The organism is Pimelobacter simplex, from assembly GCF_024662235.1.
Lineage (GTDB): Bacteria > Actinomycetota > Actinomycetes > Propionibacteriales > Nocardioidaceae > Nocardioides.
This window is the reverse complement of sequence record NZ_CP096276.1, coordinates 3,772,169-3,795,550: the sequence shown is the minus strand read 5'-3', so window position 1 is coordinate 3,795,550 and position 23,382 is coordinate 3,772,169. Positions and strand designations below refer to the sequence as shown.

At 73.1% G+C, this 23,382-nt stretch carries 21 protein-coding genes; 14 read left to right on the top strand and 7 right to left on the bottom strand.

The window, feature by feature from the left end:
- Positions 1 to 5: 5 nt before the first annotated feature.
- Genes M0M48_RS18690 through M0M48_RS18680 form a run of 3 tightly spaced genes read left to right on the top strand, consistent with a single transcriptional unit; the run spans position 6 to position 3,191 of the window.
- Positions 6 to 647 carry a response regulator gene (locus tag M0M48_RS18690; protein WP_215814917.1) on the top strand — a complete coding sequence of 214 codons (642 nt, stop codon included), beginning with the start codon at positions 6 to 8 and terminating at the stop codon, positions 645 to 647.
- A gap of 23 nt (positions 648 to 670) precedes the next feature.
- On the top strand, positions 671 to 2,176 hold the full coding sequence (gene glmU / locus M0M48_RS18685) for a bifunctional UDP-N-acetylglucosamine diphosphorylase/glucosamine-1-phosphate N-acetyltransferase GlmU (protein ID WP_257752272.1): 1,506 nt from the start codon (positions 671 to 673) through the stop codon (positions 2,174 to 2,176).
- Positions 2,177 to 2,210: 34 nt separating this feature from the next.
- Positions 2,211 to 3,191: a ribose-phosphate diphosphokinase gene (locus M0M48_RS18680; protein ID WP_257759253.1), complete on the top strand. Its 981-nt coding sequence runs from the start codon at positions 2,211 to 2,213 to the stop codon at positions 3,189 to 3,191.
- Between the two features lie 48 nt (positions 3,192 to 3,239).
- On the opposite strand, the gene M0M48_RS18675 is transcribed toward M0M48_RS18680, so the two are convergent.
- The gene (locus M0M48_RS18675) at positions 3,240 to 4,211 is read right to left on the bottom strand and encodes a type IV toxin-antitoxin system AbiEi family antitoxin domain-containing protein (protein WP_257752271.1); all 972 of its coding nucleotides are present in this window, start codon (positions 4,209 to 4,211) and stop codon (positions 3,240 to 3,242) included.
- A gap of 268 nt (positions 4,212 to 4,479) precedes the next feature.
- On the bottom strand, positions 4,480 to 5,106 hold the full coding sequence (locus M0M48_RS18670; RefSeq protein ID WP_374585727.1) for a TetR/AcrR family transcriptional regulator: 627 nt from the start codon (positions 5,104 to 5,106) through the stop codon (positions 4,480 to 4,482).
- Between the two features lie 41 nt (positions 5,107 to 5,147).
- Between M0M48_RS18670 and M0M48_RS18665 the strand changes: the two genes are divergently transcribed.
- The 4 genes from M0M48_RS18665 to M0M48_RS18650 are packed head-to-tail and all read left to right on the top strand — an operon-like array spanning position 5,148 to position 9,086.
- The gene (locus M0M48_RS18665; protein WP_257752269.1) at positions 5,148 to 6,662 is read left to right on the top strand and encodes a flavin-containing monooxygenase; all 1,515 of its coding nucleotides are present in this window, start codon (positions 5,148 to 5,150) and stop codon (positions 6,660 to 6,662) included.
- Positions 6,659 to 7,495 (top strand): SDR family NAD(P)-dependent oxidoreductase, encoded by an 837-nt coding sequence (locus M0M48_RS18660; RefSeq protein ID WP_215814454.1) that lies wholly within the window; start codon positions 6,659 to 6,661, stop codon positions 7,493 to 7,495. The genes M0M48_RS18665 and M0M48_RS18660 overlap by 4 nt, the downstream gene beginning before the upstream one ends.
- A gap of 17 nt (positions 7,496 to 7,512) precedes the next feature.
- Positions 7,513 to 8,619 (top strand): FUSC family protein, encoded by a 1,107-nt coding sequence (locus M0M48_RS18655; RefSeq protein ID WP_257752268.1) that lies wholly within the window; start codon positions 7,513 to 7,515, stop codon positions 8,617 to 8,619.
- Positions 8,620 to 8,642: 23 nt separating this feature from the next.
- A complete protein-coding gene (locus M0M48_RS18650; RefSeq protein ID WP_257752267.1) occupies positions 8,643 to 9,086 on the top strand; it encodes an SRPBCC family protein in 444 nt (147 codons plus the stop codon).
- A gap of 10 nt (positions 9,087 to 9,096) precedes the next feature.
- On the opposite strand, the gene M0M48_RS18645 is transcribed toward M0M48_RS18650, so the two are convergent.
- Positions 9,097 to 10,392 (bottom strand): NADH:flavin oxidoreductase/NADH oxidase family protein, encoded by a 1,296-nt coding sequence (locus M0M48_RS18645; protein ID WP_257752266.1) that lies wholly within the window; start codon positions 10,390 to 10,392, stop codon positions 9,097 to 9,099.
- A gap of 127 nt (positions 10,393 to 10,519) precedes the next feature.
- Here M0M48_RS18645 and M0M48_RS18640 point away from each other — a divergent pair, with 127 nt between their 5' ends.
- The 3 genes from M0M48_RS18640 (at position 10,520) to M0M48_RS18630 (ending at position 12,733) form a co-directional block, all read left to right on the top strand.
- A complete protein-coding gene (locus tag M0M48_RS18640) occupies positions 10,520 to 11,035 on the top strand; it encodes a TetR/AcrR family transcriptional regulator (RefSeq protein ID WP_257752265.1) in 516 nt (171 codons plus the stop codon).
- Between the two features lie 79 nt (positions 11,036 to 11,114).
- Positions 11,115 to 12,035 carry an acetoacetate decarboxylase family protein gene (locus M0M48_RS18635; protein WP_257752264.1) on the top strand — a complete coding sequence of 307 codons (921 nt, stop codon included), beginning with the start codon at positions 11,115 to 11,117 and terminating at the stop codon, positions 12,033 to 12,035.
- Complete coding sequence (locus tag M0M48_RS18630) at positions 12,032 to 12,733, top strand: type 1 glutamine amidotransferase domain-containing protein (protein ID WP_257752263.1); 702 nt, start codon at positions 12,032 to 12,034, stop codon at positions 12,731 to 12,733. The genes M0M48_RS18635 and M0M48_RS18630 overlap by 4 nt, the downstream gene beginning before the upstream one ends.
- 12 nt (positions 12,734 to 12,745) lie before the next feature.
- Here the strand turns inward: M0M48_RS18630 and rocD are convergent, their stop codons facing one another.
- On the bottom strand, positions 12,746 to 13,972 hold the full coding sequence (gene rocD / locus M0M48_RS18625) for an ornithine--oxo-acid transaminase (protein ID WP_257752262.1): 1,227 nt from the start codon (positions 13,970 to 13,972) through the stop codon (positions 12,746 to 12,748).
- Between the two features lie 123 nt (positions 13,973 to 14,095).
- Between rocD and M0M48_RS18620 the strand changes: the two genes are divergently transcribed.
- The 3 genes from M0M48_RS18620 (at position 14,096) to hrpA (ending at position 19,139) form a co-directional block, all read left to right on the top strand.
- A complete protein-coding gene (locus tag M0M48_RS18620; protein WP_257752261.1) occupies positions 14,096 to 14,602 on the top strand; it encodes a SigE family RNA polymerase sigma factor in 507 nt (168 codons plus the stop codon).
- Positions 14,599 to 15,258, top strand: a complete 660-nt coding sequence (locus M0M48_RS18615; RefSeq protein ID WP_257752260.1) for a hypothetical protein — start codon at positions 14,599 to 14,601, stop codon at positions 15,256 to 15,258. Before M0M48_RS18620 ends, M0M48_RS18615 begins: the two co-directional genes overlap by 4 nt.
- A gap of 62 nt (positions 15,259 to 15,320) precedes the next feature.
- Positions 15,321 to 19,139, top strand: coding sequence for an ATP-dependent RNA helicase HrpA (gene hrpA, locus M0M48_RS18610; RefSeq protein WP_257752259.1), 3,819 nt, complete (start codon positions 15,321 to 15,323; stop codon positions 19,137 to 19,139).
- 161 nt (positions 19,140 to 19,300) lie between these two features.
- On the opposite strand, the gene M0M48_RS18605 is transcribed toward hrpA, so the two are convergent.
- Complete coding sequence (locus M0M48_RS18605; RefSeq protein WP_252373156.1) at positions 19,301 to 19,900, bottom strand: hypothetical protein; 600 nt, start codon at positions 19,898 to 19,900, stop codon at positions 19,301 to 19,303.
- A 102-nt stretch (positions 19,901 to 20,002) separates the two neighbouring features.
- On the opposite strand from M0M48_RS18605, the gene M0M48_RS18600 reads away from it, so the two are divergent.
- On the top strand, positions 20,003 to 21,436 hold the full coding sequence (locus M0M48_RS18600; protein ID WP_215814460.1) for an extracellular solute-binding protein: 1,434 nt from the start codon (positions 20,003 to 20,005) through the stop codon (positions 21,434 to 21,436).
- On the opposite strand, the gene M0M48_RS18595 is transcribed toward M0M48_RS18600, so the two are convergent.
- Positions 21,340 to 22,749 (bottom strand): ribonuclease D, encoded by a 1,410-nt coding sequence (locus tag M0M48_RS18595; protein WP_257752258.1) that lies wholly within the window; start codon positions 22,747 to 22,749, stop codon positions 21,340 to 21,342. The genes M0M48_RS18600 and M0M48_RS18595 overlap by 97 nt on opposite strands.
- A complete protein-coding gene (locus tag M0M48_RS18590) occupies positions 22,749 to 23,363 on the bottom strand; it encodes a DUF3000 domain-containing protein (protein ID WP_257752257.1) in 615 nt (204 codons plus the stop codon). Before M0M48_RS18590 ends, M0M48_RS18595 begins: the two co-directional genes overlap by 1 nt.
- Positions 23,364 to 23,382 lie beyond the last annotated feature (19 nt).

The window sequence follows — 23,382 nt, the reverse complement described above, 5'->3', positions numbered from 1 at the left end:
TCCCCCTGCGGGCCGTGCTCGCCGAGGACCAGGCGCTGCTCCGGGTCGGGCTGACCCGGATCCTGGAGTCCGGCGGCATCGAGGTCGTCGAGGCCGTCGACAACGCACCCTCCCTCACCCGGGCGCTCGCCCGCGAGGACATCGACATCGCCGTGCTCGACGTACGCCTGCCGCCGACCCACACCACCGAGGGCCTGCTCGCCGCGACCACGCTGCGCGCGGCGCGCCCGGCGTTCCCGGTGCTCGTGCTCAGCCAGTGGGTCGAGCCGCTCTACGCCCGCGACCTGCTCGCCGGCGGCGAGGGCGCCGTCGGCTACCTCCTCAAGGACCGCGTCGCGGACGTCGACGCCTTCCTCGCCGCTGTCCGCCAGGTCGCCTCGGGCGGCACCGTCCTCGACCCGGAGGTCGTCGCGACCCTCGTCTCGGCCCGCGCCCGGCCCCTGGACCGGCTCACCGACCGCGAGCGCGAGGTGCTCACCCTGATGGCCGAGGGCCGCTCCAACGCCGCCGTGGCGGCCCGGCTCGTGGTCACCGAGAAGGCCGTCGGCAAGCACATCAACAACATCTTCACCAAGCTCGACCTGCCCCAGGCCGGGGACGACAACCGGCGGGTGCTCGCCGTGCTCGCCTGGCTCGACGGGCGCTGAACCGGCCGCACTAAGGTGGCCGGGTGACCGACCAGCTGACCGTCATCGTCCTCGCCGCCGGCGGGGGCACCCGGATGAAGTCCAAGACGCCCAAGGTGCTCCACCGCATCGGCGGGCGCAGCATGATCGAGCACGTGCTCGTCGCCGTCGGGGCGCTCGAGCCGGCGCGCGTCGTCACCGTCGTGGGTCACCAGCGCGAGCTCGTCGCGCCGCACGTCAGCCAGGCGCGGCCCGAGGCCGTGCTCGCCGTCCAGGACGAGCAGCTCGGCACCGGGCACGCCGTACGGATCGCGTTGGAGGCGCTCGCCGAGGCCCCCCGCGAGGGCACCGTCCTCGTCGCCTACGGCGACACCCCGCTCCTCGAGGGCGCCACGCTGGTCGACTTCACCGCCTCCCACCGGGCCGCGGGCGCCGCGGTCAGCATCCTCAGCGGCATCGTCGACGACCCGTTCGGCTACGGCCGGATCGTGCGCGACGCCGCGGGCGTCGTCCAGGCGATCGTCGAGGAGAAGGACGCCTCCGAGGCCGAGCGCGCCATCACCGAGATCAACTCCGGCATCCTCGCCTTCGAGGCCGGCTTCCTGCTCGACACCATCGGGCGCATCGGCAACGACAACGCCAAGGGCGAGTACTACCTCACCGACGCCATCGGCCTGGCCCGCGAGGCCGGGCTCACCGTCGCCGCCCACGCCGTCGACGACGCCCTCCAGACCGAGGGCGCCAACGACCGCGCCCAGCTCGCCGACCTCGGCCGCGAGCTCAACCGCCGCATCGTCACCCGCTGGATGCGCGACGGGGTCACCGTGATGGACCCGGCCACCACCTGGATCGACGCCGACGTCGTGCTCGCCCCCGACGTCACGATCCTGCCCGGCGTGCAGCTGCTCGGCGCGACCGTCGTCGCCGAGGACGCCGTGATCGGGCCCGACACCACGCTCGAGGACTGCGAGATCGGCGCCGGGGCGCGCGTCGTACGGGCGCACGGGCAGCTGGCCGTCATCGGCGCCGGCGCCTCGGTCGGTCCGTTCGCCTACCTGCGGCCCGGGACGCTGCTCGGTGCCGACGGCAAGATCGGCACCTTCGTCGAGACCAAGAACGCGACCATCGGCGACGGGGCCAAGGTCCCGCACCTGTCCTACGTCGGCGACGCCGAGATCGGCGCCGGCTCCAACATCGGCGCCGGCACGATCTTCGCCAACTACGACGGCGTCAACAAGCACCGCACGGTCGTCGGCCGCCAGGCCAAGACCGGCTCCAACAACACCTTCGTGGCGCCCGTGGTGATCGGCGACGGGGCCTCGACCGGCGGCGGGACCGTCGTACGGCGGGACGTGCCGGCGGGCGCCCTCGCGGTCAGCACCTCGCCCCAGCGCAACCTCGAGGGATGGGTGCTCTCGCGCCGCGCGGGTACCGCCCAGGCCGAGGCCGCCGCGGCCGCATCCGGCTCCGCTGTGGCGGATGCCACGGGTGAACAGTCCGAAAACGCCCCCGGACTTGGGGACGACCGGGGCGAGCGGGCAGAATCGTAGCCATCAGCTCCGGCGATCCAGGGGAGTCACAGGCGTGAGCGGTCTGAAGCGGACGACCGAGAAGAACATGATGATCTTCTCGGGTCGAGCACACCCGGAGCTGGCCGACGAGGTCGCCCAGATCCTCGATCAGCAGCTCGTCCCGACCGAGGCGCGTGAGTTCGCCAACGGCGAGATCTACATCCGCTACGAGGAGTCGGTGCGGGGCTGCGACGCCTTCGTGCTGCAGAGCCACACCACTCCCATCAACGAGTGGATCATGGAGCACCTGATCATGGTCGACGCGCTCAAGCGCGCCTCGGCCAAGCGGATCACCGTGGTCATGCCGTTCTGGGGCTACTCGCGCCAGGACAAGAAGCACCGCGGCCGTGAGCCCATCTCCGCGCGCCTCATGGCCGACCTGTTCAAGACCGCGGGTGCCGACCGGATCATCACCGTCGACCTCCACGCCGACCAGCTCCAGGGCTTCTTCAACGGCCCGGTCGACCACCTGATGGCGCTGCCGATCCTCACCGACTACATCAAGTCCAAGTACGGCGACCAGGAGCTCGCGGTCGTCTCGCCCGACGCCGGCCGGATCAAGGTCGCCGAGCGCTGGGCCGCCCGCCTCGGCGGCGTACCGCTGGCGTTCATCCACAAGACCCGTCGTACCGACGTCGCCAACGAGGTCGTCGCCAACCGCGTCGTCGGCGACGTCAAGGGCCGCATGTGCGTCCTGACCGACGACATGATCGACACCGGCGGCACCATCGTGAAGGCCGCCGAGGCCCTCATGGCCGAGGGCGCGGCCGGCGTCATCATCGCCGCCACCCACGCCATCCTCTCCGACCCCGCGGTCGACCGGCTCAAGAACTGCTCGGCCACCGAGGTCGTCATCACCAACACCCTCCCCGTTCCCCCCGACAAGCAGTTCGACAAGCTCACCACGCTGTCGATCGCGCCGCTCGTCGCCCGGGCCATCCGTGAGGTGTTCGAGGACGGCTCGGTCACGTCGATGTTCGACGGCCACGCCTGACCTTCCGGCCGGCGAAGGAGCAAGTTCCGGCGCCTGAGGGTGCACGATTCAGCGTCGCCGGTGGCGGTTCGGCTCGTCCGGGCCGCGTGAGTAGACCCGCTTGCCCGTTCGCTCGGGTTCGCGGTCACTGATCGCCGCGGCCAGGCGGCGCAACCAGACCGCGCGCTCGCGGACGCCCAGCCCGTCCTTCCGTACGACGATCACCAGCCACCCCGCGCGGCGCAGCTCCTCGCGGCGCCGCTCGTCGTGCTCCCGGTCGTCGGGCGCGGTGTGGAACTCCTCGCCGTCGTACTCCACGGCGATGCGGAGATGCGCGTAGGCGTTCTCCATGCGCACCCGCCGCCCGTCGGGCAGCATCGTCCAGACCTGCGGTTGCGGCATCGGCAGGCCCTCGTCGTGGATCATCAGCCGGACCCACGACTCGGGCTGCGACTCGGCCCGGTCGGTCGAGAGCGGGACGAGCTCGCGCAGCTGGATGACACCTCGATGACCCGCCAGACGCGGTACGACGCGCCACAGCTCAGCCTCGGTGATCGCGAAGTCGCGCCGGAAGGCGTCGAGCGCCGCGATCGCGCGCAGCCGGCCGCGGAGCCGGGCCACGTCGCACGCCGTACGGACCGGGGTGGTGACGCGGATGCCCTCGACCAGGGTGATCTCGTCGAGGCGCAGCGCCCGCTTGCCGCCCCGGATGCCCGGCCGTCGTACGACGGCGCTGCCGTCGATCGACACGGCATCGAGTCGCGGAGGGACGTCGAGCGCCGCCAGCGAGACGAGGTTGATCCCGTGGAGCCAGGCCGCGCTGGTGTCGCAGACGACGGCGTGCTCGGGGAGGACCAGGGCGGCGGCGCGGGCTCTGAGGTCGAGCGAGTCGGGGGTCGCTGTGCCGACGTACACGTCGTGGAGGAGGTGGCGGACCTGACCACGGGAGAGGAGACGCCGGAGGCTGCGCGGGGACAGGCCGCCGGCCGCGGCCATCGCGGAGGTGAACGGCGTACTGCTGGGGAGGGGGAGGGAGGACATGGGGCGAGCGTCCAGCGTGAACCGGCACGACGGCGCGGGGCCCGCGTCGGGCTGTGGATCGAGGGCGTCCTCCCCAGCCTTGTCACCGGGAACGGGATGGTTCTGGTGCTGGTGGGACGGCGGTTTCGGTCGTCCCTCGGCGTCCTTGCCGCCGATCGCTCGCTCGAGCGCCGGAATGCGCAACCTCGCCCGCCGTACCTCGCGCCTTCGCCCGCCGCCCCGTGCCCCTTCGCCCGCCGCACCTCGCGCCTTCGCCCGCCGGAACGCGCTACTTCGGCGGGGGGAGGGTCTCGATGAGCGCCGGGAGGGACCCGGTGATGACCTGCAGCAGGTCGTCGCGCGAGAGCCCCGCCGGCGCGTCGCACCAGGTCAGCACGAGGTCCTCGACCATCGCCTGCCACGCGTGCAGCACCAGCCGCACCGCCGGCGTGTCCGGGATGACGAGACCGCCGGGGTCGGCGGTGAAGAAGCGCTCGGCGAGGGCGGCGAACGTCGTGTCGTAGATGGCGCGGAGGGTGTCGTTGCTGCCGGCGGCGGCCTTGACCAGGGAGCGGTAGCCGGTGTTGTTGGCGACGACGTAGTCGACGTACCCGGTCAGCGAGGCCATGAGGCGCTCGAGCGGCTCGCCCTCGGACGGGGGAGCGGTCTGGGTGTAGAGGTCGTCGGCGGCGTGCTGGACGACGGCTTCGTAGAAGCCCTGCTTGCCGCCGAAGTAGTGGTACAGCAGGCCGCGCGAGATGCCGGCCTCCTCGGCGAGGAGGTCGATGGAGAGCTCGTCGAGCGAGCGGGTCGCGAGCAGGCGGACCCCCAGGTCGAGCAGCTGGGTACGACGCTCGGCCGGCGAGAGCCGGGTGCGCGGAGCGGAGGAGGGGGTGGTCGCCGTCACGCCGACCATCCTATTGACAGATGTTCAATAGCGCCAATAGCGTCCCTCCCATGAGTGCTACTCCGGGTCGTACCAACGTCGACCACCTCATCGTCGGCGCCGGCTTCGCCGGTCTCGCCGCGGCCATCAAGCTCGACGAGGCCGCCGAGCGCGACTTCGTCGTGATCGAGAAGGACAGCGACGTCGGGGGCACCTGGCACATCAACACCTACCCCGGTGCCGAGTGCGACGTCCCGAGCCAGCTCTACTCCTACTCGTTCGCGCTCAACCCGGGCTGGTCGAAGGTCTACTCCCCCCAGCAGGAGATCTGGGAGTACACCCGCAAGGTCGCCGAGGAGTCGGGCACGCTCGACCGGTTCGTCTTCGACACCGCCGTCCTCGACGCGCGGTGGGACGCCGGCGCGCAGCGCTGGATCGTCCGGACCGAAGGCCCCGAGGGCATCGACGAGTACGCCGCGCGGACCATCGTGGCCGGCGCCGGCGGGCTCTCCGAGCCGCGGCTGCCCGAGATCGAGGGCATCGACGGCTTCCAGGGCGAGATCTTCCACTCCGCGCGCTGGGACCACGACGTCGACCTCGCCGGCAAGCGCATCGCCGTCATCGGTACGGGCGCCTCGGCGGTCCAGCTCGTGCCCGAGCTGCAGAAGATCGCCGGCCACGTCGACGTCTACCAGCGCACGCCCAACTGGATCATCCCGCGCAACGAGCGCGAGTTCAGCGCCCTGGAGAAGACCGTCTTCGCCAAGGTCCCCGGCGCCCAGCGCGCGCTGCGCTCGCTCGTCTACACGACGCTCGAGGCGCGCGTGCCGGCGTTCGCCCGCTTCCCGCAGCTGATGAAGGCGGTCGAGGGCCAGGGCAAGAAGAACATCGCCAAGGGCATCAAGGACCCCGAGCTCCGCAAGAAGGTCACGCCGGACTACCGCGCCGGCTGCAAGCGGATCCTCATCTCCAACAAGTGGTACCCGGCGCTCGACGCCGACAACGTCGACCTGGTCACCGACCCGATCGCCAAGATCACCGGCGACGCGATCGTCACCGCCGACGGGGTCGAGCGGCCGATCGACGTGCTCGTCGTGGCGACCGGCTTCTACGTCACCGAGCCGCCGATCGCCCAGCACATCACCGGGCGCGACGGCCGCACGCTGGCCGACGTGTGGGACGGCGCCGGCATGGCGGCGTACAAGGGGACGACGATCCACGGGTTCCCGAACCTGTTCCAGATCGTCGGCCCCAACACCGCGCTCGGTCACTCCAGCATGATCTTCATCATCGAGTCGCAGGTCCGCTATGTCGTCGAGGCGGCCAAGGCGCTGCGGCGCGAGGGCCTCGCGTCCGTCGAGCCCACGCAGGCCGCGCAGGACGCGTGGACCGCGCAGATCCGGCGCAAGATGAAGCCGACCGTGTGGCAGACCGGCGGCTGCGCCAGCTGGTACCTCGACAAGTTCGGCAACAACACCACCCTGTGGCCGGGCCAGACGTTCACTTTCCGGCAGCACCTGAGCAAGTTCGACCTCGACAAGTACGACGTCGAGGTCTCCCACCAGCGAGAGGCAGTCAACGCGTGAAGAACCTCAGTAACAAGGTCGTCGTCATCACCGGTGCGGGCTCCGGCATCGGCCGCGCCCTCGCGGTGAACCTGGCCGGCAAGGGCGCCCGGCTGGCGCTCTCCGACGTCAACGACGCCGGGCTCAACGAGACCGCCGCCCTGGCCAAGGACGCCGGCGCTCCCGACGTCCACACCGCGCACCTCGACGTGGCCGACCGCGCCGCCTTCACGGCGTACGCCGCCGAGGTGGCCGACCACTTCGGCCAGGTCAACGTCGTCATCAACAACGCCGGTGTCGCGCTGGCCGGGGACGCGGTCGACCTGACCTACGAGGACATGGAGTGGATCGTCGGCATCAACTTCTGGGGTGTCGTCTACGGCACCAAGGAGTTCCTGCCCCACCTGATCGCCTCCGGTGACGGCCACGTCGTCAATCTCTCGTCGCTCTTCGGCCTGCTCGCGATGCCCGGCCAGAGCGCCTACAACGCGACGAAGTTCGCGGTCCGCGGCTTCACCGAGGCACTGCGCGAGGAGATGCTCATCGCCGGGCACAAGGTCGGCGTCACGTCGGTCCACCCCGGCGGCATCAAGACCGCGATCGCCCGCAGCGCACGGGTCTCCGACAAGGAGGACAAGGCCGCGACGGCCAAGCTGTTCGACGAGAAGCTCGCCAAGATGACGCCCGAGCGGGCGGCCGAGATCATCGTCAAGGGCATCACGAAGAACCAGGCCCGCGTGCTCGTCGGCCTCGATGCCCACGCGCTGCACAACTTCCAGAAGTTCACCGGTTCGCGCTACGAGGACGTCGTGGCGCTCGTCTCCAAGCGGGTGCTCCCGGCCAAGGCGGTCTGACCCGTAGGGTCTCCTGCGTGGAGGTGTCGAACGACGGGGTCCTGGACCGGATGTGGTCCCGCAGCCGGCTGTCCGTCAGCGGTCGGATCGAGCGCTGGCGCGGCAAGCTGTGGGTGGTCACGCAGTGCTCGATCGCGGCCGGGCTCGCCTGGTTCATCGCGTCGGACCTGCTGGGGCACCACCTGCCGTTCTTCGCGCCGATCGCCGCCGTCCTGTGCCTCGGTACGTCGTACGGGCAGCGGCTGCGTCGCGTCATCGAGGTGACCCTCGGTGTCGCGATCGGCGTCTTCATGGCCGACGTCCTGGTCTCGGGGATCGGCTCGGGGGCCTGGCAGCTCGGGCTCATCGTCTTCCTGTCGATGTCGCTGGCGCTGCTGCTCGACGCCGGGATCATGTTCGTCTCCCAGGCGGCCGTGCAGTCGATCGTCGTCACCGTCCTGCTGCCGGGCGCCAACGGCGCGTTCCTGCGCTGGACCGATGCGGTGATCGGTGGTGGGGTCGCGCTGGTCGCGGCGATGGTGGTGCCGGCGGCGCCACTGCGCCGCCCGCGCGAGCAGGCCGCGACGGTGGCGCGCAAGATCGCCCAGCTGCTGCGGGCGGCGTCCGACGTGATGGTGGACGGTGAGGTGACGCCGGCGCTCGAGCTGCTGGCCGATGCGCGGGCGACCGACCGGCTGATCCGCGAGCTGCAGGCGGCGGCCGAGGAGGGGATGTCGGTGGTCAACTCCTCGCCGTTCCGGATCCGGCACCGCGAGCCGCTGCGCCGGATGGTCGAGCTGGTCGACCCGCTCGACCGGGCGCTGCGGAGCACGCGCGTGCTCGTCCGGCAGACCTCGATCACGGCCTACCGGCGGTTGCCCGTGCCGCCGTCGTACGCGGGGCTGGCGGCGGACCTCGCCACCGCCGCGGACGCCGTCGCCGACGAGCTGCGGGCCAACCGGATCGCGACCGCCGCCCGCGACGACGTGCTCGCCGTCGGTGCCGCGACCGGGCAGGTCGAGCGCAGCGGCGTCCTCGCGGTCGAGGCGATCCTGTCCCAGCTGCGCGCGATCGTCGCCGACCTGCTGATGGTCACCGGGATGGGCCAGCTGGAGTCCACCGACGCGCTGCCGCCGCCGCGCTGACCCGGCGTGCCAGAATCCCGCCCGTGACCAACGTGGTGGAGCAGAGTGTCGAGATCGCCGCGCCGGTGAGCACGGTGTTCGCCTCCGTCGACGACTTCAGCACGACCAAGGACTGGATGTACGGGCTGAGCAAGATCGAGCCCGTCACCGAGCAGCGCCACGGCGTCGGCGCCCAGTACGACGGCGTGATGAAGGTCGGCGTCCCCCTCAAGGCCCGCATCGAGTGCACCGCCTGGGAGCGGGACCGCCTCGTCGAGCTGACCTCGGTCAAGGGGATCGAGACCACCCAGCGCTGGTCGTTCACCGACCTCGGCGGCGACCGGACCCGGGTGGACGCGTGGATCTCCTACACGCTGCCCGGCGGCCCCGCGGGCAAGGCGATCGCCGGAGCGGTCAAGCCCGTCGTCGGGATCGCGGTCAAGCACTCCAGCGAGGCGCTGGTGCGCAACGTCGAGGCGCTGGTCTGAGACCGGAGGCTCACGCCGGACGGGCGGCGAGCCAGGTGCGGTAGCGGCGCAGCGCGCGCCGGCGCAGCGGCACCTCGCGCAGGTAGGCGGCGAGCGGGTCGATCCCCGGCCGGGTACGACGCCCGCGCCCGAGCCGGCGCAGCTGGTAGCGGATCCGCGCCATGCTCGCCGCGGAGGCCGCCGCCTTGTCGGTGATCGTGACCGGGGCGAGCCGGACCTGGGCCTCCGCGCCGTCGGCGGTCCGCCACTTCGCGGGCAGGTCCGGGTCGACGGCGAGGGCGCTGCCCATGCCGACCAGGTCGATGCCGCCGGCCAGGACCTCCTCGGCGACCGGCCGCCGGACGATCCCGCCGGTGAGCATCAGGGGGAGCGGGCTGGTCGCGGCGAGCTGCTCGGCGAGGGTGAGGAAGTAGGCCTCCCGGGCGCGGGTGCGCTCATCGCCGGAGCCGGAGCCGGAGCCGGAGCCGGGGCCGCCGGCGGGCTCCGCCGCGTTGCCGGTCATGGCCGGGCTCTCGTAGCTGCCGCCGGAGAGCTCGACCAGGTCCACGCCGAGCGGGGCCAGCAGGTCGATGACCGCGCGGGCGTCGTCCGCGTCGAAGCCGCCGCGCTGGAAGTCGGCGGAGTTGAGCTTGACCGCGACGGCGAAGCCGGGCGCGACCGCGGCGCGGGTGGCCCGGACGACGTCCAGCAGCAGCCGGGCGCGGTGGTCCAGGGAGCCGCCCCACGCGTCGGTACGCCGGTTGGTCAGCGGGGAGAGGAATTGCGAGAGCAGGTAGCCGTGCGCGGCGTGGATCTCGACACCGTCGAAGCCGGCCTCCTCGGCGCGGCGCGCGGTGGTCGCGAACCGGGCGACGGTCGCCTCGATCTGCTCGGGTGTCATCGCGGCCGGCGCGGCCAGCCGCTTGCTGTTGCGGCCGATGTCGACCCGGACGGGGGAGGGTGCCCAGGCGACTCCGGGCATGTCGGCCTGGACCTGACGGCCGGGGTGGTTGACCTGCATCCACACCCGCGCGCCGCCGCTGCGCGCCGCCCGTGCCCAGTCCTGGAAGGGGGAGAGCGGGCTGTGCTCGTCGAGGACGACGCCCGCCGGGCCGGTCAGCGCCGCCGCGTGGACCATGACGTTGCCGGTGACGAGCAGGCCGGCGCCGCCTCGGCTCCACCGCTCGTACAGGCGCACCAGGCGCGGGCCCGGGAGCTGGCCGGGGGCGGCGAGGTTCTCCTCCATGGCGGCCTTGGCGATCCGGTTGGGCAGCACGGCGCCGCTGGGCAGCGTGAGCGGTGCGAACAAGGGGGACGGGGACGACATCGCAACCTCCCGGTGCGGTATGTTTACAGTGCTCACCGAGCGTAGGAGGCGAAAGTAAGCAGTGTCAACATCGGAGAAGAGTGGCTACCATCACGGCGACCTCCGGGCCGCCCTGCTGGCGACGGCGATGCAGATGCTCGAGAGCGGCGAGGCGTTCTCGCTGCGCGCCGTCGCGCGCGGCGCCGGGGTCTCGGCGACCGCGCCCTACCGGCACTTCGCTGATCGCGACGCGCTCGAGTCGGCGCTCGCGGTCGAGGGCTTCCGGGACCTACGGGCCGACCTCGTCGCCGGGCCGGGGCGGGAGTTGCCGGCCTCGCTCGACGACCTGGCCGAGTTCGGCGTCGCCTACGTCGCCTTCGCGCTGCGCCGGCCCGCGCTCTTCCGGCTGATGTTCGGCAACCCCTGCGACGACGCCGACGACGAGCGGGTGCGCGCGGCGGCCGAGCTCAACGAGCTCCTCGCCCAGGCGCTGGCCCAGGTCGTGCCGGGGGCGGACGCCGCCGCGCTCGCCGACGCCGGCTGGGGGCTCGCGCACGGCCTGGCCTGCCTCTACCTCGACGGCAAGCTCGCGGCGACCGGGCCGGACGAGGTCGCGGCCCGGGTGCGGGCGGCGTTCGCGGCGGTGGGGGCTCTTCCGGGCTGAGGCGACCTGGGGTGTTGACAGTGCTCACATCGGCGGTCATGCTGATGTGAGCACTGCACACATCTTCGAGGAGGACAGCATGCCCGCGACAACCCCGAGCACGGTCGAGGTCGACCTCGGCGGCCGCACGGTCGCCGTACCGCGGGGCGGTCTCTACGACCGCTACCGGATGGCGACGGACCTCGACGAGGTCGCCCGCGACCCGCGGGTCAGCGGCGTGGACTTCTTCCGGGGCGTGCCCAAGAGCCGGGTGGACTCGCCGATCGGCCCGACGCTGACGCCGAACTTCTACTACCGGATCGCGACCGCGCGGGTCACGATGCTCGCCCCGACCCGGGCGCTGCGCACCCGGCTCCCGGCCGAGCTGGCGCCGCTGGAGGTGGCGCCGGGCGTCGGCCTGGTCTCCCTCATGCTCTTCCGGTACGACGTGTGCGACATCGACTTCTACACCGAGGCCGGTCTCGGCATCGCGGTGCGGCCCGCCCGGCACGGCCGGCTCGGGCTGGTCGACCTGGTCGCGGGCCTGAAGAACGACCACCTGCACTCCTACGTGCTCGCGCTGCCGGTGAGCACCGAGATCGCCCAGGTGCGCGGCCACGACGGCTACGGCTTCCCGAAGTGGGTCACCGGGCTCGACGTCGACATCGACGCCCGCCGTACGACGGCCCGGGTGGCCAACGACGACGGCGGCACCGACGTCGCTCTGTCGGTCGCGACCCCGCGGCAGCGGAGCCGCGCGAGCGGCGAGCACGTGGCGACGCTGACGTCGTACACGACGCTCGCGGGGGCGTGGCACGCGACGCAGAGCCAGGTCAACGTGCTGGCCTCCGGCAGCCGCAGCCTGCCGCGCGGGCTCGACCTGCGGCTGCGGGAGGGGCGGGTCTCCGACGACCTGCGCTCCCTCGCGCCGACCCGGGCCGTGCGCCTCGACGTGATGACCGAGGGACAGCTCGCCCTGCACCTGCCGGTGCCCACCTCGGTGCGGGAGGCGGTCCGATGACCTCGGTGCTCATGGTCGTCTCGGCCGCCGACCACTGGACCCTGACCGACGGCACCCGGCACCCGACCGGCTTCTGGGCCGAGGAGCTCGTCGTGCCCCACGGCATCTTCGAGGCCGCCGGCTGGGAGATCACCGTCGCCACCCCCGGCGGGGTGGCCCCGACGGTCGACCGGCTCAGCCTCGGCATCGCCGGCGGCCTGCCGGGCAAGCGTCGCCGGCTCCAGGAGCGGCTCGACACGCTGGCGCCCGTGCTGGCCCGCCCCGCAGTGCTCGCCGACGTCGACCCGGACGCCTACGACCTCGTGTTCTACCCCGGCGGGCACGGTCCGATGGAGGACCTCGCCGTGGACCCGGTGTCCGGTGCCCTGCTGGCCCACCGCCTCGACAGCGGCCGTCCGCTCGCGCTGCTGTGCCACGCGCCGGCCGCGATCCTCGCCGCGAACCGCGCCGACGGCACGTCGGCGTTCGCCGGCTACCGGATGACCGGGCTGTCCAACCGCGAGGAGCTGCTCAACCGGTTCGCGCGCAAGGCGCCCTGGCTGCTGGAGGACCGGATGAAGGAGGCCGGCGTCGTGTACTCCAAGGCGCGGCTGCCGCTGCGTCCGCACACGGTCGTCGACCGACACCTCTACTCGGGCCAGAACCCGCAGTCGTCCGAGGCCCTCGCCGAGCGGCTCGTGGCCGACCTGGGCGGCTGAGTCAGGCTCTGCTCAGAGACTGGCCTCGAGCTGGTCGAGCCCCCAGTGCAGGTCGTCGGCCGAGATCACCAGCGGCGGCGCGAGCCGGATGGTCGAGCCGTGGGTGTCCTTGGCCAGCACGCCGTGGGTGAGCAGCCGGGCGCAGACGTCGCGGCCGGTGCCGAGGGCGGGGTCGATGTCGATCCCGGCCCACAGGCCGCGGGAGCGGAAGCCCACGACGCCCTTGCCGACCAGGGCGGTGAGCCGGTCGTGGAGGACGACGCCGAGCTCGGCGGCACGGGCCTGGTGCTCGCCGGTGCGAAGCATCTCGACCACCTCGGTGCCGACGGCGCAGGCGAGCGGGTTGCCGCCGAACGTCGAGCCGTGCTGGCCCGGGCGCAGTACGCCGAGCACGTCCCGGTCGCCGACGACCGCGGAGACCGGGACGATGCCGCCGCCGAGGGCCTTGCCGAGGACGTAGAGGTCGGGTACGACGTCCTCGTGGTCGCAGGCGAAGGTCGCGCCGGTACGGCCGAGGCCGGACTGGATCTCGTCGGCGACGAGCAGCACCCGCTCGCGGGTGCACAGGGCGCGCAGGCCGGCCAGGTAGCCGGCGGGCGGGATGACCACGCCGCTCTCGCCCTGGATCGGCTCGACCAGGACGGCGACCGTGCTGGGGGTGATCGCGGCCTCGACGGCGGCGAGGTCGCCGAAGGGGACGAGGTCGAAGCCGGGGGTGAACGGGCCGAAGCCCCCGCGGGCGTCGGGGTCGTCGGAGAAGCCGACGATGGTCGTCGTCCGGCCGTGGAAGTTGCCGGCGGCGACGACGATGCGGGCGCTGTCGGCGGGGACCGCCTTGACCTCGTAGCCCCACTTGCGGGCGACCTTGATGGCAGTCTCGACGGCCTCGGCTCCGGTGTTCATCGGCAGCACGAGGTCCTTGCCGCACAGGTCGGCCAGGCCGGCGCAGAAGTCGGCGAAGCGGTCGTGCACGAACGCCCGGCTGGTGAGCGTCAGCCGGTCGAGCTGGGCGTGCGCGGCGGCGACCAGGCGCGGGTGAGCGTGCCCGAAGTTGAGCGCGGAGTACCCGGCCAGCATGTCGAGGAACCGGCGGCCGTCGACGTCGGTCACCCAGGCGCCCTCGCCGTGGGTGAGCACGACGGGCAGCGGGTGGTAGTTGTGCGCGGTGCGCGCCTCGGCGCGGGCGACTTCCTCGGCGGTCCGTCGCGGGGTGATCGTACGGTCGGCGGTACTGCTCATCGGACCCCTCCGTCAGCGGATTGTCAGACAATCGTGGTCCACGGTAACCCACGCCGGGTCGCTCCCAACCGATCCGCGGCCCGTTACGTCAACAAGACAGGTGAGGACGACGGAAGGAGCCGGATGACCCCGCGGGACGAGGCGTTCGCGGCGTACGTCGGCGCCCGCCGGCCCCAGCTGTTCCGGGCCGCGTGGCTGCTGACCGGCGACCCGCACCGGGCCGAGGACGTGGTCCAGGCCGCGCTGACCCGGTTGTACGTCGCGTGGCCGCGGGTGCAGCGGGCCGCGTCGGTCGACGCCTACGTGCGCCGGGCGATCGTCAACGCCCACGTGGACGAGGGGCGGCGCCCGTGGCGGCGCGAGGCCGCCGCCGGCGACGCCCTGCCCGAGCAGGCGGTCGCCGGCCCCGGGGACGCGGTCGAGGAGCACGACGCGCTGTGGTCGGCGCTGCGGCGCCTGCCAGCCGGCCAGCGCCGGGTCGTGGTCCTGCGCCACTGGTGGGGCCTCTCCGTCGAGGAGACCGCCGCCGACCTGAACGTCAGCACCGGAACCGTGAAGAGCCAGACCTCCGTCGCCCTGGCGACCCTGCGCGAGGTGCTGGCCGAGGACCTGACCAAGGAGAGCTCGTGAACGACACCGACCTGCTGACCGACCGGCTGCACCACCTGAGCGACCGGGCCCCGGTGCCGCCGGTCGCCCCCGCCGAGGACGTACGACGGGGGCGCGGGCGGTTGCGCCGCCGCCGGCTGGCGGCCGTGGCCGGCACCGCGGCGGTCGCCGTCACCATCGGTGGCATCGCCCTCACCGGCGGCGGACCCGGAGCGGTCACCTCGGTGGACCCCGCGGCTCCCGCGGTCCCCGCAGCCCCCGTCGCGCCGCCGGCCGCCCAGGACCTCCGGTCCCTGGTGGACGAGCTGCGGGTGGGCGGCGTCCGCACCGGGGAGGTCGGCCCGGACGACCTCACGGTCGTCGACTTGAGCGCTCTCGCCGCGGTGATCGAGTCGGTCCACGGTATCGAGCGCTACCGCCACGTGGCGATCGCGCACGCCCCGTCCTGGCGCTGGGCCGGTGCGACCGACTGCGCCGCGGGCTGGACCTGCGAGCCGCTCGCCATCGACGGCGCCCGCCGGGCCCGTACGGCGACCGACGGCACGACCTCCCAGGTGGTCGCCCAGTTCCCCCGGAGCGTGGTGATCATCTCGTTCAGCGACGCCGACGACTTCCCGGCCGAGCTGGCCTACGGCCGTACCGCGGGGACGCCCCTGCGCAGCGTCGGCGACGGCTGAGCGGCCGGCCGCGCACAACTGCGTGGCCGTCGCGCTCGGGCGGATGGGAGGATGGTCCCGCTGTGGACATCACCTACCCGCCCGACCTGCCGGTCAGTGCCCGACGCGAGGACATCGCCGCCGCGATCCGCGACCACCAGGTCGTCATCGTCGCGGGCGAGACCGGCTCCGGGAAGACCACCCAGCTCCCGAAGATCTGCCTGGAGCTGGGGCGCGGCGCGCCCGGGCCCGACGGCCGGGCGCGGATGATCGGGCACACCCAGCCCCGGCGGATCGCGGCCCGCTCGGTGGCCGAGCGGATCGCCTCCGAGCTGGGCACCGAGCTCGGCGACCTGGTCGGCTACCAGGTCCGGTTCACCGACCGGACCTCGAAGCAGAGCCGGATCAAGCTGATGACCGACGGCATCCTGCTGGCCGAGCTCCAGCGCGACCGGCTGCTGCGCCGCTACGACACGATCATCATCGACGAGGCGCACGAGCGCAGCCTCAACATCGACTTCCTGCTCGGCTACCTCAAGCAGCTCCTGCCCCGGCGGCCCGATCTCAAGCTGGTCATCACCTCCGCGACCATCGACACGGACCGCTTCGCCCGGCACTTCGACGACGCCCCGATCATCGAGGTCTCCGGCCGCACGTACCCGGTCGAGGTCCGCTACCGGCCGCTCATGGACCTGCCCGAGGACGACGAGGACGGCGAGCCGATCGTCCGCGACCAGACCGAGGCGATCGTCGACGCGGTCAAGGAGCTGTCGGCGGAGGGGCAGGGCGACATCCTGGTCTTCCTGCCGGGCGAGCGGGAGATCCGCGACACCGCCGAGGCGCTCGCGCCGTTGGGGGAGGGGATCCGCGGGGTCGACGTCCTCCCGCTCTACAGCAGGCTCTCGGCGGCCGAGCAGCACCGCGTTTTCGCGCCGGCCAAGGGTTCGCGGCGGCGCGTCGTCCTGGCGACGAACGTCGCGGAGACGTCGCTGACGGTGCCGGGGATCCGCTACGTGATCGACACCGGCGTCGCCCGGATCTCGCGCTACTCCGCGCGGACCAAGGTCCAGCGGCTGCCCATCGAGCCGATCAGCCAGGCCTCGGCCAACCAGCGCTCCGGGCGGTGCGGCCGGGTCGCGGCGGGCATCGCGATCCGGCTGTACTCCGAGGAGGACTTCGAGTCCCGCCCCGAGTTCACCGATCCCGAGATACTGCGCACCAACCTGGCCTCCGTCATCCTGCAGATGACCTCGCTGGGGCTCGGCGACATCGCCGCCTTCCCGTTCGTCGAGCCGCCCGACCGGCGCAACGTCCAGGCCGGCACCCAGCTGCTCGAGGAGCTCGGCGCCGTCGCCGCGTCCGGCCGCGAGGGCCAGCTGACCAAGATCGGCAGCCGCCTGGCCCGGCTGCCGATCGACCCGCGCCTGGGCCGGATGCTGCTGGAGGCCGAACGGCTGGGCTGCGTGCGCGACGTCCTGGTCATCGTGGCCGCGCTCTCGCTCCAGGACCCGCGTGAGCGGCCCGGCGCGGACCGGCCGGCGGAGCAGGCGCAGGCCGACCAGCTCCACGCGCGGTTCAAGGCGGAGGGCTCGGACTTCCTCGCCTGGCTCAACCTGTGGCGGCACCTGCGCCAGCAGCAGAAGGAGCTGTCGGGCAGCGCGTTCCGGCGGATGTGCAAGCGGGAGTACCTCAACTACCTGCGGGTGCGCGAGTGGCAGGAGTTCGTCGCCCAGCTGCGCCAGGTGACCAAGGAGATGGGCGTCCGGCTGGAGGCCCCGGCCGACACCCCCGACGCCGACGGCATCCACCAGGCGCTGCTCTCCGGACTGCTCTCGCACGTCGGCGTCCTCGAGGAGCGCGAGAAGCCCAAGCCGGGTGCGGCCCGCAAGGACGGTCGCCGGCCCGGACCCCGCGAGTACCTCGGTGCTCGTGGCGCCAAGTTCGCGATCTTCCCCGGCTCCGGCCTGGCCCGGAAGAACCCGCCCTTCGTGATGGCCGGCGAGCTCGTCGAGACCGGCCGGCTCTGGGCCCGCCAGAACGCCGCGATCGACCCGCGCTGGGCCGAGCGGCTCGGGGCGCACCTGGTGAAGCGGACCTACTCCGAGCCGCACTGGTCCCGCAAGCGCCAGGCCGTCATGGCCCGCGAGCGCGTCACGCTGTACGGCGTACCGCTGGCCGCCGATCGTGCCGTCACCTACGGCAAGGTCGACCCCGAGCTCTCCCGCGAGATCTTCATCCGGCACGCGCTCGTCTACGGCGAGTGGGACACCCGGCACCACTTCCTGCGCGACAACAAGCGGCTCCTGGAGCAGGCCGAGGAGCTGGAGCACCGCGCCCGGCGCCGCGACATCGTCGTCGACGAGCACACCCTCTTCGACTTCTACGACGCCCGGGTCCCGGCCGGCATCGTCAGCGGCGCCCACTTCGACCGCTGGTGGCGCGACGCCCGGCGGGCCGACGCCCGGCTGCTGGACTTCGATCCCGCGATGCTCACCCACGACCGCGCCGACGAGGTGCGCGAGGCCGACTACCCCGAGGCGTGGTCGGTCGCCGGCGGGCTGACCTTCCCGATCAGCTACCACTTCGAGCCGGGCGCGCGCGACGACGGCCTGACCATCGACATCCCGGTCGCGACGCTCAACCGCGTGGACGACGACGACTTCTCCTGGATCGTGCCCGGGCTGCGCGAGGAGCTCGTCACCGAGCTGATCCGCAGCCTGCCCAAGGCGCTGCGGGTGAGTTTCGTGCCGGCGCCCAACACGGCGCGGGAGTTCCTGGCCGCCGTACCGGCGGGGGAGGAGGCGCTGCTCACTGCGCTGGAGCGCTACCTGCGCTCGACCACCGGCGTGCACGTGCCCCGCGAGGCCTGGGACCTCAGCGCCCTGCCCGAGCACCTCAAGCCGACCTACCGCGTCGTCGACGAGAGCGGCAAGATCCAGGGCCGCGGCAAGTCGCTCACCGAGCTCAAGGCGCCGCTGGCGGGGGAGTTCGACAAGGCGATGAAGGCGGTCGCCTCCGACTCCGGCGTCGCCCGGACCGGCGAGACCGGCTGGGTCTTCGACGAGATCCCGGTGACGGCGACCTGGACCCGGGCCGGGCACGAGGTCGAGGCCTACCCGGGCCTGGTCGACGAGGGCACCACGGTGGGTCTGCAGGTGTCGGGGTCCGCGGACGAGCGCGACGCGCGGCACCGGCTGGGCGTCGTACGGCTCGCGTTGCTGGGGCTCGGCTCGAAGCCGCTCGCAGGCGTCGTCGACGGGCTGAGCAACGCCCAGAAGCTCGGCCTGGCCGGCACGCCGTACGGGTCGACGGCCGACCTGGTGGCCGACTGCCTGCGCGCCGTCGTCACCGACGCCGTCGACGCCCGGCCCGCGGTCTTCACCGCCGCCGACTTCGACACCCTGCTCACCGCCCTGCGCGCCACGGCCGCCGCCTCGGTGCGCGAGACCCTCGCCGAGCTCCTGCGCGTCCTGGAGACCTGGCGCGAGGTCGACCGCCTCCTCAGCGGCCGCGCCGACCTCCCGCTCCTGCCCGCGCTCGCCGACCTCCAGGCCCAGCTCGGCCGCCTCGTCCACGACGGCTTCGTCGGCGAGCTCGGCACCGCCCGGCTGCGCCGGCTGCGGATCTGGCTGCTCGCCATGCGCGAGCGCCGGGTCGCCCTCGACAACGGCGGCCCGGCCGCCCTGGTCAAGGACCGGCAGCGGATGGACATCGTCCAGCCGCTCCAGGAGGCCTACCTGGCCCGCGTGGCGGCGCTGCCCGAGGGACGGCCGCCGGGGGCGGCGCTGCGGGCGCTGCGGTGGATGCTGGAGGAGTACCGGGTCTCGCTGTGGGCCCAGCACCTAGGGACGGACGGACCGGTGTCGGACGTGCGGATCCGGAAGGCGTTCGACGCGCTCTAGGGGCAGCTTGCTGCCGTTCGTGCGGCCGGAGACGCGCTCGCCCCAAGTAGTAGGAGCACGCCGGACCGGGAGCGCCTCACGGCGCAGGGCCGCTCGTAGCGGCTGAAATTGGGACCCGGGGCTGCCGCGGCCCGGCGTGCTCGAGTGCCCAGTCTAGGCCCTCAGGCCAGTCGATGCGAAAGCTCCAGGTGTCCGGCGGCCTCGAGCTGCTCGGCGAGGTCGAGCATCCGCCGTACGTCGTCGGCGGGGACGTCCGCAAGGGCGCCCCGGCCCGCGGCGACGACCCGGGCGAAGGCGGCGGCGCGGAAGAGGACGTCGGCGAAGTCGCCCTCGGCGATGCCGCGCAGGACCTCGTCGACCATGTGCCGCAGCTCGTCGGGGCCGGGCGGGTCGGCGACGCCGGCGACGACGCGGGCGAACTCGGCGTGGCGGCGGCCGGCCTCGAACTGGCGGGCGACGCCGAGGGCGTCGGCGTAGACCCAGGAGCGGAGGAGGTAGAGGCGCCACAGGCAGCCGGCGAGGGTCTCGGCGGGGGCGTGGGACCAGACCTCGGCGAGGGCCTCGATGCCCTCGGTGTCGGCGAGGTGGACGAGGCGCTCGGCGACGCCGGTGTCGGTGCTGGAGTGCGCGCCGCGCACCAGGAGGACGGCGGCCCGCTCGGCGGCCTCGGTGAGGAGCGCGGGGTCGACGCCGTCGGCGTACTCGTCGAAGAACGCCGCCTCGCGTGGTGCGGGCCGGTGGTGGCGGCGGGGCTCGGACATGTCGTCCAGTGTCCACCGACACGTCGGGTGATGCCGAACCCACGGGTAGGGTGGCGACGGTTTTGGTGCGAGTGATGTGCGAGTGATGGAGGTAGGACGAGCGTGCGTGGCTTCACCTGGCGGACGGGCGCGGTCGTGACCGCGGTGGCGTTGGTCGTACTGATCGGGATGATCGTGCTGGCCGACGTCAGCGAGCGCGAGAAGCCGCGTGTCGAGCACCCGCCGACGGTGAAGCGGACCGACCTCGAGTTCGGGGTCTGGGGCAACAAGGCCGAGATCGCGGCGTACCAGGCGGTGGTCGACGACTACAACGCCAGCAGCAAGGACACCCGGGTCGAGGTGCGCTCGTGGCCGAGCGCGGCCGCGATGCTCGAGGACGTCCGCGGCGGTGCCGACACGCCCGATCTCTACCTGCTGCCGCGCAACGACCTGGCCGAGGTGATGGCCGAGAAGCGCAACCGCCCGCTGCTCGACCTGGTCACCGAGCGCGAGATCCCGATCGGCGACGACTTCGCGCGGGAGGCGGTCGCGGCGTTCTCGGTCGAGAACGACCTGCAGTGCCTGCCCTACACGATCTCGCCGATGGTCATGTACTACAACGCCGACCTCGTCGACTTCGAGGCGATGGCGGCCGACGGCCTGCCCACGCCCAAGGACGACCACTCGGGCTGGAACTTCGCGCAGTTCCGCGCGGCCGCCGAGTTCGCGAGCCGGCCCCGGCGCAAGACGCGCGGGGTCTACATCGACCCGTCGCTGCGCGGGCTGGCGCCGTTCGTCTACTCCGGCGGCGGCAAGATGTACGACGACGAGACCGACCCGACCAGCCTGGCGCTGAGCGACGACAGCTCGACCGACGCCCTGCGCCAGACCCTCGAGCTGCTCCGCGACCCGCGCCTGACGCTGAGCTCGCGCCAGCTCGCCCAGCGCTCGGCGGTCGACTGGTTCAAGCGCGGCAAGCTCGCCATGCTGCCGGGCTTCCGCTCGCTGACGCCCGAGCTGCGGGCCACCGACGGGCTCAACTTCGACGTCATGCCGATGCCCTCGCTCGGCTCGAACCAGACCGTCGGCGAGGTCAACGGCATCTGCCTGGCCCACGGCCGTCCCGCGCGGGCCGAGGCGTCGGCCAACTTCATGACCTACCTGGTCAGCGACGAGGCGGTGGCCCGGGTCTCCGAGACCGGCTACCTCCAGCCGGCCAAGCTGACCGTGGCGCTGTCCTCGGACTTCCAGCAGCCCGACCTCCAGCCGGCCCACGCGACCGTGTTCACCAACGCGGTGCGCGCGATCGTGCTGCCGCCCCTGATGGAGCACGGCAGCGAGCTGGCCACGCTGGTCGCCCCCGACCTCGAGGCGCTGCTGTTCACCACGCCGGACCTGCAGGACCTGCAGGAGTCGCTGCGAGCGATCGACGAGAAGTCGCGGATCCTGCTCGACCCGGACTACTCGTCCGAGGAGCCCTCGGACGGCGAGTCGTCCACGGGTACGCCGCCGGCCTCGCCCTCGGGCTCGGCGACCGACGACGCCAAGCGGGACTGACCCTTCCGTTTCGCGGGGGCCTTCGGCGCCGAGGAGTCCTTGGCCACCTTGGCCGCCTTGGCCGCCTCGGCGTCGAGGATGGCCCGGCTGAGCGCGGGCGCGGTCAGCCCGACCTGCCAGCTGCGGGCGCCGAGCCCGCGGAGCTGGTCGATGACCGCCTCCAGCAGCTCGACCGGGTCGCGGGTGCTCGGGGGCGCCCACATCACCCGGCGCAGGCTGTCGGGGGTGAGGAGGTTCTCGAGGGGGACCTCGCGCTCCTCGGAGATCGTGGCCACGGCGGCCCGGGCCAGCTCGAGGCGGCGGGCGGCGACCGGGTCCTTGTCGGCCCAGGTCCGCGGCGCGGGCGGGCCGTCACCGTGGGAGACCCGGGTGGGCAACTCGTCCTCGGGCAGCTCGGCGGCGGTGCGCAGGGCGGCCAGCCACTCGTTGGCGTAGCGCGAGGCGCCCCGGCCGTGGAAGCCCTGGGTCGAGAGCAGCGCGCCGCGGCTGGTGGGCATCGCGGTCGCGGCGGCCACCACGGCGGCGTCGGGGATCAGCCGGCCGGGCGTCACGTCGCGCTCGCGGGCGATCCGGTCGCGGGTCTCCCACAGGGCCCGCACCGCGCCGAGGGTACGACGGCCGCGGACCTTGTGCAGCCCCGACGTACGGCGCCACGCGTCGACCCGGACGGTCGGCTGGAAGCCGCGCAGGTGCTCGAACTCCTGGCGCGCCCAGTCGGCCTTGCCGGCCTCGTCGAGCTGGCGGCTCAGCAGGTCGCGGAGCTCGACGAGCACCTCGACGTCGAGGGCGGCGTACTCGAGCCACGGGTCGGGCAGCGGGCGGGTCGACCAGTCGACCGCGGAGTGCTCCTTGCGCAGGTGCCGCTCCAGCAGCACCTCGACCAGGGTGGCGAGCCCGACGCGGGGGTAGTTCAGCAGCCGCCCGGCCAGCTCGGTATCGAAGAGCGCGGAGGGGTACAGGCCGACCTCGGCCAGGCAGGGCAGGTCCTGGGTGGCGGCGTGGAGGATCCACTCGTTGTCGCCGATGGCCTCGGCCAGCGGCGCCAGGTCGGGGAACGCGATCGGGTCGATCAGGCCGATGCCCGCGCCCTCGCGCTTGATCTGGATCAGGTAGGCGCGGTTGGAGTAGCGGTAGCCGGAGGCCCGCTCGGCGTCGATCGCCACCGGACCCGACCCGGCCGCGAGCGCGGCGCAGTAGGCCGCGAGGGCGTCGGGGGTGTCGATGACGGGCGGCAGCCCCTCGGAGAGGGTCAGCAGGGCGACCGGTGCGGCCTCGGCGGGGGCGCTCGGCTGGTCCGTGGACTCGTCGGCCATCAGCCGGCGCCACCTCGCTGGCCGCGGCGTGAGGGCATCACGGCGACACCCTCGGGCACGGGCTCCAGGCCGCCGGCGGTGCACAGGAGCTCGCCCCACGCCTCGGCGTGGGTGGCGAGGTCGCCGGGGTCGACCGGCGTCCAGGAGGCGCGGATCTCGAGCTGGGCGCTGCCCGGCTCGCCGGCCATCGTGCCGAAGCTCTCGGTGGCCACCCGGGTGACGGTCCCGGAGACCGCGACGTTCTCGGCCCCGTGGGCGTCGAGCGCGTCGGTGAGCCAGGTCCAGCCCACGTCGGCGAGCATCGGGTCGGTGGCCAGGTCGTGGTCGATCTCGGCCCGGCAGTAGGCCACGCAGCGGAAGGTGCCCTCCCACGCGTCGTTGCCGGCCGGGTCGTGCAGGACGACGAGGCGCCCGGTGGCGACCTCATCGTCGTCGACGGTCACGTCGGCCGAGAGCGCGGTCGCGTAGGGCGCGATCCGCTGGGGGGCCGGCATCTCCTCGCAGAACACCTCGGGCCGGAACGCGGCGGTGCGGAGGCTCTCGACGGCAGCAGCGAACTCCGGGGGCGTGCCGGCCGTGCCGGACCCCTGGCTCGTCTCCTGCCGGGCGACCATGGCCTCACCCTAGGGCGAA

Coding starts and splice junctions, on each gene's coding strand:
- M0M48_RS18620 (WP_257752261.1), top strand. CDS start 14,096: ATGACCCCGCGGGACGAGGCGTTCGCGGCGTACGTCGGCGCCCGCCGG.
- M0M48_RS18630 (WP_257752263.1), top strand. CDS start 12,032: ATGACCTCGGTGCTCATGGTCGTCTCGGCCGCCGACCACTGGACCCTG.
- M0M48_RS18590 (WP_257752257.1), bottom strand. CDS start 23,363: ATGGTCGCCCGGCAGGAGACGAGCCAGGGGTCCGGCACGGCCGGCACG.
- M0M48_RS18670 (WP_374585727.1), bottom strand. CDS start 5,106: ATGGTCGGCGTGACGGCGACCACCCCCTCCTCCGCTCCGCGCACCCGG.
- M0M48_RS18640 (WP_257752265.1), top strand. CDS start 10,520: ATGCAGATGCTCGAGAGCGGCGAGGCGTTCTCGCTGCGCGCCGTCGCG.
- M0M48_RS18645 (WP_257752266.1), bottom strand. CDS start 10,392: ATGTCGTCCCCGTCCCCCTTGTTCGCACCGCTCACGCTGCCCAGCGGC.
- M0M48_RS18595 (WP_257752258.1), bottom strand. CDS start 22,749: ATGGCCGACGAGTCCACGGACCAGCCGAGCGCCCCCGCCGAGGCCGCA.
- M0M48_RS18675 (WP_257752271.1), bottom strand. CDS start 4,211: ATGTCCTCCCTCCCCCTCCCCAGCAGTACGCCGTTCACCTCCGCGATG.
- M0M48_RS18665 (WP_257752269.1), top strand. CDS start 5,148: ATGAGTGCTACTCCGGGTCGTACCAACGTCGACCACCTCATCGTCGGC.
- rocD (WP_257752262.1), bottom strand. CDS start 13,972: ATGAGCAGTACCGCCGACCGTACGATCACCCCGCGACGGACCGCCGAG.
- M0M48_RS18605 (WP_252373156.1), bottom strand. CDS start 19,900: ATGTCCGAGCCCCGCCGCCACCACCGGCCCGCACCACGCGAGGCGGCG.
- M0M48_RS18635 (WP_257752264.1), top strand. CDS start 11,115: ATGCCCGCGACAACCCCGAGCACGGTCGAGGTCGACCTCGGCGGCCGC.